The sequence below is a fragment of the Paenibacillus sp. IHB B 3084 genome, assembly GCF_001447315.1.
Taxonomy (GTDB): domain Bacteria; phylum Bacillota; class Bacilli; order Paenibacillales; family Paenibacillaceae; genus Paenibacillus.
In genome coordinates, this window is the sequence record NZ_CP013203.1 from 4,931,605 (window position 1) to 4,944,356 (window position 12,752).

Annotated in this window: 13 protein-coding genes and 1 pseudogene; 9 read left to right on the top strand and 5 right to left on the bottom strand. The window is 47.3% G+C overall.

All coding sequences use genetic code 11. The features are described from left to right. The first annotated feature begins 1 nt into the window (after position 1). Both recG and ASL14_RS23060 read left to right on the top strand, forming a co-directional pair. Entirely contained in the window at positions 2-2,050 is a 2,049-nt protein-coding gene (gene recG, locus ASL14_RS23055; RefSeq protein ID WP_134913652.1) for an ATP-dependent DNA helicase RecG, read from the top strand. Positions 2,051-2,161: 111 nt separating this feature from the next. Beyond that, entirely contained in the window at positions 2,162-2,449 is a 288-nt protein-coding gene (locus tag ASL14_RS23060; RefSeq protein ID WP_014282284.1) for a stage VI sporulation protein F, read from the top strand. Between the two features lie 201 nt (positions 2,450-2,650). On the opposite strand, the gene ASL14_RS23065 is transcribed toward ASL14_RS23060, so the two are convergent. After that, positions 2,651-3,919 carry a DNA polymerase IV gene (locus ASL14_RS23065; RefSeq protein WP_134913654.1) on the bottom strand — a complete coding sequence of 423 codons (1,269 nt, stop codon included), beginning with the start codon at positions 3,917-3,919 and terminating at the stop codon, positions 2,651-2,653. 216 nt (positions 3,920-4,135) lie between these two features. On the opposite strand from ASL14_RS23065, the gene ASL14_RS23070 reads away from it, so the two are divergent. Next, positions 4,136-6,652, top strand: coding sequence for a transglycosylase domain-containing protein (locus ASL14_RS23070; RefSeq protein WP_134913656.1), 2,517 nt, complete (start codon positions 4,136-4,138; stop codon positions 6,650-6,652). A 15-nt stretch (positions 6,653-6,667) separates the two neighbouring features. Here the strand turns inward: ASL14_RS23070 and ASL14_RS23075 are convergent, their stop codons facing one another. Next, positions 6,668-7,051 (bottom strand): Ger(x)C family spore germination C-terminal domain-containing protein, encoded by a 384-nt coding sequence (locus ASL14_RS23075; RefSeq protein ID WP_223264091.1) that lies wholly within the window; start codon positions 7,049-7,051, stop codon positions 6,668-6,670. 1 nt (position 7,052) lies between these two features. Further along, on the bottom strand, positions 7,053-8,138 hold the full coding sequence (locus ASL14_RS23080) for a spore germination protein (protein WP_189338199.1): 1,086 nt from the start codon (positions 8,136-8,138) through the stop codon (positions 7,053-7,055). 156 nt (positions 8,139-8,294) lie between these two features. Between ASL14_RS23080 and ASL14_RS29365 the strand changes: the two are divergent. The 4 genes and pseudogenes from ASL14_RS29365 to ASL14_RS27145 all read left to right on the top strand — a co-directional run. Then, positions 8,295-8,405: pseudogene (locus ASL14_RS29365) on the top strand (hypothetical protein); the annotation flags it as partial. 8 nt (positions 8,406-8,413) lie between these two features. Further along, entirely contained in the window at positions 8,414-8,563 is a 150-nt protein-coding gene (locus ASL14_RS28405) for a hypothetical protein (protein ID WP_223264092.1), read from the top strand. Positions 8,564-8,573: 10 nt separating this feature from the next. Beyond that, positions 8,574-9,362, top strand: a complete 789-nt coding sequence (locus ASL14_RS23085; RefSeq protein ID WP_223264093.1) for a class I SAM-dependent methyltransferase — start codon at positions 8,574-8,576, stop codon at positions 9,360-9,362. A gap of 62 nt (positions 9,363-9,424) precedes the next feature. Further along, positions 9,425-9,619 (top strand): hypothetical protein, encoded by a 195-nt coding sequence (locus ASL14_RS27145; protein ID WP_144435701.1) that lies wholly within the window; start codon positions 9,425-9,427, stop codon positions 9,617-9,619. A 6-nt stretch (positions 9,620-9,625) separates the two neighbouring features. On the opposite strand, the gene ASL14_RS23090 is transcribed toward ASL14_RS27145, so the two are convergent. Next, entirely contained in the window at positions 9,626-10,033 is a 408-nt protein-coding gene (locus ASL14_RS23090; protein ID WP_134913660.1) for a YhjD family protein, read from the bottom strand. Between the two features lie 137 nt (positions 10,034-10,170). On the opposite strand from ASL14_RS23090, the gene ASL14_RS23095 reads away from it, so the two are divergent. Together ASL14_RS23095 and ASL14_RS23100 are read left to right on the top strand one after the other, a co-directional pair. Further along, complete coding sequence (locus ASL14_RS23095) at positions 10,171-11,061, top strand: DMT family transporter (RefSeq protein ID WP_134913662.1); 891 nt, start codon at positions 10,171-10,173, stop codon at positions 11,059-11,061. A 463-nt stretch (positions 11,062-11,524) separates the two neighbouring features. Continuing rightward, positions 11,525-12,229 (top strand): YitT family protein, encoded by a 705-nt coding sequence (locus ASL14_RS23100; protein ID WP_014282274.1) that lies wholly within the window; start codon positions 11,525-11,527, stop codon positions 12,227-12,229. 63 nt (positions 12,230-12,292) lie between these two features. Here ASL14_RS23100 and ASL14_RS23105 read toward each other — a convergent pair whose 3' ends face one another. Beyond that, positions 12,293-12,745: a DUF2188 domain-containing protein gene (locus ASL14_RS23105; protein WP_134913664.1), complete on the bottom strand. Its 453-nt coding sequence runs from the start codon at positions 12,743-12,745 to the stop codon at positions 12,293-12,295. Positions 12,746-12,752: the final 7 nt, after the last annotated feature.

Here is a 12,752-nt window from a genome sequence, read left to right on the forward strand (position 1 = left end):
TATGTTACAACTGGATCAAATACCTTTGAAACAAATACACGGCGTGAGTGCTCTCAAAGAAGGAGAGCTTCACGCTTTTGGCATTTCTAACGTGCAGGACATGCTGGAATACTATCCGTTCCGATATGAGGATTACCGTCTGCGTTCGCTGAGTGAAGTGAAGGACGGAGATAAAATTACGGTGCAGGCTAAAATTATGGGCATTCCGGTGCTTCAGCGTTATGGGCGCAAATCCAGATTGACTTGTAAATTGATGGCTGAGGATTGGATGTTTACAGCGACATGGTTCAATCGTCATTTTTTGAAGGAGCAGCTAACGTCAGGCCGTGAAATTGTCGTGACTGGCAAATGGGATCTGAAGCGGATGCAGATGACCGTTTCGGATTCCGAGTTTCCCGATAAAGGAGTCGCTCGTTCGGGGACGCTTCAGCCTGTGTATTCCGTAGGCGGCAAGATTACGCAGACCTGGATGCGCAAGACGATGAACCAGACACTCCAGCAGTTTGGTGAAATGATTCCCGAAATTTTACCGGAGTCGCTTGTACGTAAATACAGTATAATGCCGCGTAAGCAGGCTATTGCAGGTATACACCAGCCTCAGGACAATCGAGAGGGACAAGAGGCCCGCCGCCGGATGGTGTATGAAGAGCTGTTTTTATTTCAGTTGAAAATGCAGGCATTCCGTGCGTTGAACCGCGGCCGGGCAGATGGGGTTGTACATACGGTGGATAATGCCACGGTTCGCGAATTTGTGAGGGCCTTGCCGTTTGAGCTGACGGATGCTCAGAAGAAAGTGGAGCTTGAAATACTGCATGACCTGCGTTCGCCTTATTGTATGAACCGTCTGCTTCAAGGGGATGTTGGGTCAGGTAAAACCGTTGTTGCCGCCATCGGTTTGTTTGCTACGGTGCGTTCCGGTTTTCAGGGGGCGCTGATGGTGCCAACGGAAATTTTGGCTGAACAGCATATGCGGTCGCTTCACAAGTTATTTGAACCGTTTGAGATTAGTGTGGGGTTGTTGACGGGCAGTACGACCGGGAAGAAGCGTAAGGAGCTGCTGGCTTCGCTCCAGATGGGTCTGCTGGATATTGTGGTGGGCACGCATGCCCTTATTCAGGAAGATGTGTATTTTCGCCAGCTTGGGCTTGTTGTAACGGATGAGCAGCACAGATTTGGTGTCAATCAGCGTAGTATATTGCGTCGCAAGGGCTATAATCCCGACGTTCTTACGATGACGGCAACGCCGATTCCGCGTACGCTGGCGATCACCGCTTTTGGCGATATAGATGTCTCTACGTTGTCAGAGCGGCCAAAGGGGCGTATTCCGATTTCTACGTATTGGGTAAAGCATGATCTGATGGATCGTGTGCTCGGATTTATTTCCCGTGAGGTGGATCAGGGACGGCAGGCTTATCTGATCTGCCCGTTGATTGAGGAGTCTGAGAAGCTGGATGTACAGAATGCCATCGATCTGCATATTCAAATGCAACAGGCTTTTCCGCGTTACCGCGTCGGTCTGCTGCATGGGCGAATGACTCCTGCAGAAAAGGAAGAGGTTATGCGTTCCTTCTATGCCAATGAAATCCAGTTACTCATTTCAACGACAGTTGTAGAGGTGGGCGTAGACGTGCCGAATGCGACGCTAATGATCATTATGGATGCGGACCGCTTTGGCTTGTCCCAGTTGCATCAGCTGCGTGGACGTGTCGGACGGGGCGCACATGCCTCGTACTGTGTGCTGGTCGCTGATCCCAAGTCTGAGGTGGGCCAGGAGCGGATGAAGGTTATGACCGATACGGACGATGGTTTTGAGGTGGCTAGACGTGACTTGGATTTGAGGGGGCCGGGTGACTTTTTCGGTACCAAGCAAAGTGGGCTGCCCGAGTTTCGGTTAGCAGATATGGTAGCGGATTTTGAGGTGCTGGAAAAGGCCCGTGAGGATGCGACTGCTCTGATCGCGGACTCGTCCTTTTGGACATCTCCGCAGTATGAAGCATTGCGTGGCTATTTGCAAAAAGAGCAGATTTTCCAGGGTGATCTTATCGACTAATACACCTTGAATCATAAGGTTGTTTTTATAGTTTTAAACAGATAGGCACAATGGACAGGCTGGCCGTCATATATTTGGGAATGACCGAATGATATGGGAGGTGCGGTAACATTGAGCTATCAGCAATATGGAATCAGTCCGCAACTGGTGGAGCGGATTAAGTTGAAAATGAAAAATCGTGCGCTTAAGGAGCGGGTTAAGCAGCAGATCGAAGGCGTGACCAAGGCGGACCTGCAAAACAAAGCCAAGGTACGTCAACTTGTGAAGTCCACTTCCGCTATTTTGAACGAGCGGCTGACGGCTGCACAGGAAGAACAATTGACGGCCTTCGTGCTGGCGCAAAAAATCGACCCGTCGAACACGTTTCATCTGATCAAGCTGTGGGGGATGTTTCGTTAACCGGACATACGTTGGATGTCTCTAAATTCTCTCTGAATGCTCGATGCTCATCCAAGCTGGAAAAGGATTGCCTGATGTCAGGTGGTCCTTTTTTGCTTGTTCCTCTATTTCCCGCTTGTTTTCTGTTCAGTATAGTATATTCCGTAGCCTTCGCTCGTATTTAATTCCCCGGGTAATAGACTGGGTGTTAATAGAGAGATTTTATTTGTAATGACCGCCAATTTTGACGGATCGCTCCAGAGCCTGCCCCGCGTTTGTTAACGACGATGCACGCATGATGATCGCCTGACCATATCGATCCTTTAAAGTGTCTGTTACTTTTTCCAAAGCCCGGGATCGCTCCTGATCTTCAAAAAAGTCAAGCTGGTACAGCTGATCATCCATCAAGCCGCTTAAAGTGACACCCGCACGCTTCACGGGCATATGGTTCCAAAAGGTATAAAATATTTTTTTCACGGTTTCATATATCTTTTCGGTACGGTTTGTAGGATCGTGCAGCATCATCTGGCGGGAAAACTCGGTCGGTGCCTCGTGCGGACTGCATATGCAATGGACGGTCACAACTGAGCCGATATATCCTTTGCGGCGGGAGTCCCGGCATACCTCTTCTGTCAACTCAAGCAGGATAGTCTCCACCTCTGCAGGCTGGACATAATCCCGGGGCAGGGTCATCATATGACCGATGGATTTTGGGGGCGTATCCAATGTTTCCGGCTTGACCGGACTGTGATCCACGCCGTTAGCAGTTCGCCATAAAACTTCTGCCTGAATATCTGACTGCTTGCCGAAATGAGACCGGAATTTGTCCTGAAGCCGGGGTAAGGGAGTACGTGCGATGTCTCCAATGGTATGCAATCCAAGCCTCTCCAAATGCCGTTCCATGCGCGAGCCAATACCGAACATACTGCGAACCGGCTGAGACCATAGCAACGCTGCAATATCGGATGGAGGAAGGACAAAAATGCCGCTTTCGTTCTTCTTGGCCCATATATCTGTCGCCATTTTAGCGAGCATTTTATTGGAACTGATACCGATACGAATCCATACCCCTGTTTGTGACATTACTTTTTGTTGAATTTCACTTGCGATGCTCACCGGATCTCCGAACAGGGAGAGGCTTCCGGTTACGTCCAGAAACTGCTCATCAATACTGAAAACCTCAACCAAATCCGTATACTCGTTATAAATTTCTGTTATTTTTAATGAGACGTCAATATAATGCTGCATGCGCGGGCGTACAATGGTAAGGTCAGGACATTTTCTTATCGCTTCTCCCAGACGCTCTGCTGTAGATATACCGTATTTTTTAGCCAGCGGACACGCAGCCAGGATAATGCCTGAACGCAGCGAAGGGTCACCAGCAACGACTAGCGGTTTATGTTGATATTCGGGATTGTCGGCCTTCTCAATGCTGGTATAAAAGCTTTGGCAATCTGCTAAAAATATAGTTTTTTTTCCGCGTTCGTTCAATGTTGCAATCTCCTTTCCAGATGTCTGCTGATCGTCTTTCCAAAATATTCTTGAATGTAAATTCATATAGTAGTATTATATACAGAACAAGTGTTCTTAATCCAATTGTATTTTCTGGAACGTTATTGTTTACGTAAAACCTAACATGGCGTATCATATTATCTTGAACGAATACATGTGGAAATGAATGCATATTGAGGGGAGAAAACCATTTTTATGAACCCAAAACGTCGACCATCATCTCAAAAACGCAGCAGGTGGCGTATTTTTGGCAGAGTTTTGCTGATTAATATCAAGTGGTTCTCGCTTGCGGGCGTACTTGGGGTCTTATTTGCCGGAGGTCTTATATCCGGTTATGTGGCAGCGCTGGTTCATGATGAACCTGTACGATCACGTCAGTTGATATATGAAAAGGTAAATGAGAACGCTCTGACCAGCTTTGTATTTTTTAATGACCAGGTAACCCCGGTTGGACGAATGCGTATGGAGGAGGATCGGCAGCTCGTGGATCTGAAGGATGTTCCCAAATCCATTGTAGATGCCCTCATTTCAACGGAAGACAGCCAATTTTATGAGCATCAGGGGGTTGATCTAAAAGGGACGGCTCGCGCCGTCAAACAAAAGCTTCTGAACGAAAATCGCCAAACAGGCGGAAGTACACTGACACAGCAGGTAGCCCGGCGAGTTTTCCTCAGTCTGGATAAGACGGACAGCCGTAAGGTAAAGGAAATGCTGCTGGCACTGCGTATGGAACGCTTTATGGGCAAGGACAAAATATTAACGGCATACCTAAACAAAATGCCGTTTGGCAATGGCTCCGCAGGTTACAATTTGTACGGGATCAAGTCGGCTTCGTTAGGGATTTTTAATGTAAGTGATCTACATAAGCTTCATATTGCTCAGGCGGCTTATTTGGCTGGTCTTCCACAATTGCCATCTGTTTATTCGGCTTTTGACGGTAAAGGGAAATTTGATGAAGAAGGCTTCAACAAAGCTTTGGAGCGCCAGCGTGTCGTGCTGGGAAGGATGCTGGCAACAGGTAAAATCACATTAACAGAATATAACGAGGCACTTCAATTTGATATTAAAGCTACTCTTGCACCACATCGGGAGAAAAGCTACAATACATTCCCTTATTTGATGCTGGAGACAGAGCGGGAGGCCGCCCGGTTGTTGGCGCTCCAGGAAAATCCGGATCTTACAACAGCTGAGATTTCCAAACCTGAGCATGCTGAACTACTTCAAAATACACGGGAAGAGCTGCAACGGTCCGGTTATCGGATTTATACAACGATAAATAAGAAAGTTTATAACGATATGCGGCAGATTGCTGCCAATCCGCAAAACTTTTCTCCATACAGTAAGCAGAAAGGACTGGAGCAGATTGCTGCCATCATGATTGATCATAAAACGGGGGCTATACTCGGTATGATCGAGGGCAGGGACTTTAATACTGAGCAAATGAACTATGCAACCCAGATGACGCGTCAGCCGGGTTCAGCTATGAAGCCAATTGCAGCTTATTTGCCTGCTTTGGAAAAAGGCTATACTCAGCCTGCTGGGCTTATTGATGATTCGCAAATTATATTAAAAGACGGACGTAAAGGCTATCATATCCCTAAAAATTATAACAGACGGTATGAAGGGTTGATGACAGCCCGTGAAGCACTCAATCGGTCGATTAACATTCCTGCGCTGAGACTGTTTTTGTATGAAGTTAAAATACCAAACGCCTGGAACTTTGTACGTTCCCTTGGGATTACGACGATTCAGCCGCAGGATGAACATGCTCAGACAGGCGTTCTGGGTGGGCTCAGCAAGGGGGTATCTGTCAAGGAACTGACAGCGGCATACGGCACGATTCCTAATATGGGCGTATACAATGAACCCCATTTGATCAGTAAAATTACGGATGCCGATGGCAAGATCGTTTATGAATTTAAACCGCAGGCGAAGCGTGTGTATTCCCAGCAAACCGCGTTTTTAATGACAGATATGCTCAAAACGGTTATATCGGACCCGAGGGGTACAGGCAAACGTATACAAAATGCTTTTAAAAGCTACGGTGCCATTGACATTGCCGGTAAGACCGGTACGACACAAAACTTTGGCGATGTGTGGTTCATGGGCTATACCCCGGATGTTACACTCGGCGTCTGGGCAGGTTACCGTCAACAGGTTAACACCCTATCTCAAGAAGGGCACTCCAGAGCACAATCGGTGTGGGCGCTTATCATGAACGAAGCGGTCAAGGATCAGCCCCAGCTTTTCAAAAATAAGCATTTTACACAGCCGGAAGGTGTTGTAAAAGTTACGGTCTCCAGTCTTACAGGTAAGCTACCGGGAAGTTATTCCCGTCAATCCGGTCAACTCGTGACAGACTGGTTTAACCAAAAATACGTGCCAACGGAAGTCGGGAGGGAACAACGACCACGTTCATCCACACCTGTCGTGCCGTCCAAACCGGATGCGAAGGATAAAGCAGCTCCAGAGAAACAAGAACCTGCAACGGATCAGAAGGAGATTCTACCAGAAGAAACAGTACCTTCTGATCCGGGGACAGAAATAGATACGAATGGTGAGATTAATGATGTGCCACCAACAGATGGTTCGCAACCATCTGTTGAAAATAAGCAGGAGCCTCCTTCTGAGCCAGAAACCCAGAAGGAAGCTCCAGAAAATAAACCAAGCGAAACTATTCATACCGAAACACCCGATCAGCCGAAAAACTGAACCAAAGGGAGCGGCCTAATTCAGAATGCCGTTCCCGACAATATTGACGGTGATCTGTGGGTGAAAACGAACATTAGGGTACTCTTTATTCCACTCCAGACTCTTCCACATGGTCGGGTGATGGGCAATCAATTGTCTGCCGATGCCAAAGGCATCACAACCGCTTTTTTGAAGCGTACGGATAATTTCCTCCGCATCCTGGGTCATGATTTCGGAAAGCTGACGGTTCAGGCGCATCACATTATCCTTATCCTGAAGATGATCCCGCGCGTATTCAACAACATCGACAGGGAGCTTCAGGTTGAGATACACATCAATTTGACCATCGCGTCCAACTTTCACTATAAGCTGGCGTTTGATGTTCTGAATATGAGCCTGATAGGTAATAAAGTTTTGCAAATCACTGGCAGGTCCCAACGATGCCTATTGTTTGGCCCACTCGGCTGGGCAGACGCATCCCGGCTTCCCGTAGCACCTCAAAGATCACTTCAAGCAACATCGCCTCCACAATGGCGGGAAATGGAACATTTTCCAACGATTTTTTGATCGTATGTGCGAGCTCTAGCGGTAGAATGGCTGAGTGAAAGGCAATCGTTGCAATATAAACGGCGGGCAATGTAAAAGCGATCAGAAAGCTCATCATTCGGATCATTCTCAGAAAGGAACTAATAATCCAGCGACCGTTATAATCATCCGGGCTTTGATAAAATGCAAAAAAGGAGACGGGAACGATTAAGGCAGTAGTAGGGCTGCCTTCGGCCAAAATAGTTACTCGTCCTTCCATTAAATTAGCTGCTACCCGATCTGGACGTTCTGTGCTGAGTTGCTGAGGGAACAGGGAAAAGGGATTGTCCTCCGTGAATTCCTGAATAAAACCGGGAGGCAGTACCAGATCGGAGGAGATGGCTTTTATTCTTTTTTCCACTTCCTCCACTAGCTCAGGATTGGCCAAGTCTTGCATATACATGATAGCAACTTTGGTCCGGGTTTTAGATCCGACATAAAAGTAGCGCACAATCAGCGATGTGCTGATGATTTGTTTGCGAATAAGATTCAGATTGACGGACAGCTGCTCAATAAATCCATTGTGCGGCCCGCGGATAATCCCCTCGTTCTCCGGCTCATCCGTACTACGGGCGTATGTTTTTTCGGAGGAAAGGATATAAAATTCTTCTGCGCCATCCACCATTAAAATGAAGTATCCCTCAATAAGCGAATCAGCGGCATTTCGGAGGTCGGTGTCCTTTTGGCTGTTCAGGGTGGTAAACATTTGATGAGAGCCAGAATCGGTTTTCTTATACAATGTGTCCAGAATGTGTGTCTGAATGATCTCCTGATCCACGAGTGAGTCTATATAGAGAAGAATGCTATCTTTGCCGTCAACAGAAATAGTCTGTTTTTTTAAATCATCCGTATAAAAAAGAGCTTGCTCGATAAAGGAAATATTCTTGTTCAATTCAAAGGGAGCTGCGTTATGTCCAGTCAAGAAAACACCTTCTTTTGGAATGAGATATGCATAATGTGTGCCAAATGGATTGGATTTATCCATGATCTGGCGCTCTATCCATATCCCGCATCATCTTCACCTCACGTAACGTGAATGTTTTATAATAGAATAGGCTGAAAACGAGAGACTCAATTACATATATCTGCACGCACGATACGATTCTATGAGGAAAAAGGGATGATTGCTCCTGTTAAGCACCCGATAATGGATAGCGTTATTTTACAGAGCGTGAAGCCATTCGCCTGAGGATGATTATGACGCTACGTGAATTCGGTATGTCAGTAGAGGAAGTCAAATCCGTACTGGACCGATTGGATCAAGGGAGAAGGAATGAGGTACTTTATGCGCTGGAGTTGCAACGTTCTGTATGTTCACGGCGTGGATGGATCATAAACACAGGCTAAAGCCGATCAAATGATCGAACGTTTGAGACATGACAGCGAGCTGGAGTGGGAAGAGATGTTTCAGTTGGCCGGAGGTTTGAAGCGTCAGCGGGAGCCGCGTGAAGACTGGTATGATGGTTGGGATTTTGACAGCCGCGCAGCCGAACATGATATCAGGGTGAGTCTGGAAGAGGGGGAATGGCAGGCATCCCGCGTACAGACGTACGGTGCGTCTAATCGTACAGCGCGTGTGGCTGCCCATGCAGATGAGTATGGTCTGGACGCGGGGACGGGGAATCTCGCTGAGGAGGGCATCCGTATGGCAGGTGTGGATCAATCGAATGAAATGCTCAAGCCGTCCTGCCGTAGTAAATTTCCGCAGGTGGAGAAGAGGCTGGAAAATCTGATGTCGATTCCTTATATGGACGGGACCTTTGACTTTGTGGTCAGCAGTTATGCCCTGCATCATCTGACAGGTGAACAGAAAATATTCGCTCTGTCGGAAATGCAACGCACGCTTAAACCTCATGGACGTATTTGCATCGTGGACCTGATGGTGGATGTAGCGGAGCTGCTGGAAGCGGGGGAAAAGGTGTCCACGCCAGGAAAGGAGGAATCTGAGCTGCCAGTATATTGTGCAGAACGCTCCCGCATGCTGGATTGGTTCGATAGACATGGATATTTTGCGGCTTCCTGGCATATTACAGGGCGACTGCATCAAGGCAGCGGCATGGCTGCAAAAGCTAAGCACTGGCAATCCAGTTGCTCTACTGCTGCGCAGGCCCTGCAAATGGCTACAGTCAATGTAGCCAAGCTTTAAACTTTGAGCACGAAACCGGCACGCTTGAGGTGGGGAAAAGGCAGATATCATATCTGATAGATATGCAAAAGCCGCATTTACAGCCAATACACCAGATAGAGTCACTGCTTGCTTACAGCGCAAGCGGCGCGGATGTCAATACGACAATTGTGAATGGGCGTGTGCTCATGCGCGGAAGACAGCTGCTAACAAGAGACGAGAAAGAGGCGCTCGCACAAGCAACGGTACGCGGAAAACGCATCGTACAAGGATTTTAAACGAGACTACACAGTCGAGTGGCTTTGGGTCACATCAATTCCCAAATAATGTCCCAGTTCCCGTCGAACCTCGCTGCGTGCAAAGGAGGAAAGCATGAAAAACCGCTTTTGGTAGCCACGGCATACATACAGGACCTCCACGCCTTCGTGATTCCGGGTTTCGTTGTATATTTTAACTCCCTGCCTTTTCATTCGCGCCTTTGTCTCCGCCAATTGAACAGCTACACGCTGTTGCACCCCGGTCAGGCTGCGAACGTACAGATCGGGCATTTTTAAGGCAGAGGCATTTAGAATGCGAATGTCCCGCTCCAGCACATCCAGCACGAGGGTCAGAAGTACACAAGTTTTGATCAGCCCTGCGTCTTCCTCGGAAGGCAATGGGGCCTTATTCTTGTTGTCCAGTATCTTTTTCATAAGAAATCTCCTTTACTCATAACAGGAATACAATTATAATCAGCATACAGAACAAATGTTCTTTTTATACTTCATCATAGAAATTATTCCTTTGCCAAAGCAATCATCAATTATTGGAAAGAAAGAAGGTATACATATTGTCACGCTCGTTATATGCGGCGCTTTTGCTGCTAAGCCTCATTTGGGGCGGATCGTTTTTGTTTATCAAGGTATTATTGCTTCATCACGTAGGGCCTTGGACTATTGTATTTCTTCGTTCCAGCTTTGGCCTCATTTTTATTGTTTTGTTGATGCTGCTCATGCGCAAGCCATTTGAATTCAGAAGTATTCCATGGAAATCGGTTATTCTCGTAGCTCTGGTGAACATGGTTTTGCCATGGGCCTTGATTAGTTTTAGCGAGACCAGAATTGCTAGCAGCATGGCTTCCGTATTGAATGCCACCACGCCAATCTGGACCATGTTGGTCGGACTAGTCTTGTTCGGAGCTATCTTTCATCGAATGCAGTGGTTTGGAATGGGGCTCGCTTTTGTAGGAATCGTTATTTTACTGGGTATTAATCCTGTATCCATTATTTCTGTCGACCCCGTCGGCTTTGGATGTATGCTGCTTGCGACTCTCTGCTATGGCTTTGGAACGCAACTGTCCAAACGGTTTTTATCCAATCTGTCGATGTATCAGGCAACCTTTGCGACATTATTGGGTGCAACGGCAGCGGGCGGCATCATGACGGCAATGGTAGATCGACCTGATCTGTCGGTCGTCGTCATCCCTGGTGTATTGGGTTCTCTTATAGGGCTGGGGGTCTTGGGATCGGGAGTAGCTTATATTTTGTTCAATTATATGATTTTGCGGGGAAGTCCGGAATTTGCCTCCTCGGTGACTTATTTTGTACCGGTGAGCGCTATCGTATGGGGCTTTTTGCTTCTGAATGAACACATCGGCTGGAATGTTCTGACCGGGCTGGTCCTCATACTCGGAGGGGTGTTTATGGCCAACCAGCGCAGAACAGCCAAATTAGCCGGATAGTATCACTGAAAATCTGCATAACCAAGCTATAAACACATTCTATGTGCATCCGCCAAACCTTCGGTATAATGCGGTTATTCGCACATACAATAAAGCATGCTCACGCATAAAATAAAAATATGGTGCGGCATAAAAAGCAAGCTGTTTAGCAGGTGGTAAGGTGTGGTATAATAAATAATAGAGTTACGTGTACCACAGAAATGTCGGAGTTTTATTCCACAAAAGAAAGGATCAGGATACCATGTGTCCCCGAAGGATACTTCCCAAAAGGACGATTTGGAAACGATTTGATCTGTCTTATACTTAGCTTTTCCGCGGAGTAACGTCAAGTTGCGAAAGCCAACTCTGCGGAAGAGGGGATTGTACATGCGAAGGACCAAGTCCTCCAGGCACATCTTACCCGGTAGCTTCCGTAAGAGTGGGTTCATCCACATCAAACTTACGAGAAACCGAGGGAGCCTGTATGAGGAAAACTTACGAATCTATCGTGAACAATGGAGCATTAAGGCAGATTGCTGTCATGCTGCTCGGAACATGCATTTTAGCTTTTACGTATTATCACATCAATGCTCAAAATCATTTGTCAGAAGGCGGATTTGCAGGCCTAGCTCTGCTGGGACATTACGCATTTGGCGTGTCTCCGGCTTGGAGTATGCTGCTGCTTGATATCCCCGTCATATTATTGGCTTGGGTACTGAAGGGCAGAAGATTCATGCTGCTGGCATTAATCGGGGCGGTCGCATTTTCCCTGTTTTATGCAGGATTTGAAAAGTATTCGACGCTGGTTATAGATCTGCACGGCAACTTGCTAGTAGCGGCTCTGCTTTGCGGAGTGCTTACAGGCTTGGGAGCCGGGATCGTACTGCGATTTGGTGGAGCAACCGGGGGCGATGATATTTTATCCCTGCTGATCAGCGAGTGGCGTGGATGGAAAATCGGTAACGTGTTTATCGTTAGTGACATCATCGTACTAGGATTATCGCTGTTGTATCTGCCTGTGAAGGAAACAATGTTTACCATACTGGCTGTGTGGCTCGCCGGAAAAATAATTACATGGACGACAACGTTCCAACTACACCGACCTGTGAAAAAGGTACTGCCTGCGGCTATTCCAGCCCAAAAGGTAGTTGCCAAAACAGTGCCGGTCGTCCACAGCCTTCGTCAATAAGGAAAGGGTGTTACGTTAGAAGAGAAATCTTCCTGCGTGACACCCTTTCGCTGTATCCAGGCTTCAGCAGGAAGGCTTTAAAGTAGAATGAATGCGTCCGTTTTGGTCATGAATAATCGCCGAAATCTGCTGGCGGTTTACTAATTTTTGAGCCTCGTTCACCGTTTCATTTTTGTGCCGGAAAGTGGAAGCAGGTTTATCATGCCCTTCTTCCTTAATAGCCCAGCCATACTCATGTGGCACGACATGAATAGGCTCCTGAGGCTCCGAAGAAGCAGAAAGCTTGTTTTTCCCGTTTCTACTTGAATGTTGTTGCTCATGTTTTTTCTGTTTCCCGTCTCGTTCAGTTGGATGATTATCGTCCCATTCCTCGGCTTGAGAGGTTGCAATCGCAATGGAACGTCCTTCTTCGTAGCCGTCACGAAGTAGTGCGTTAGCAATATCAACGGCTTTTTCCCGCACACGCGGCTCCAGATTTTTCATAGATGGGGGGTAATCATGTTTGGTCCAAGGCATACCCAAC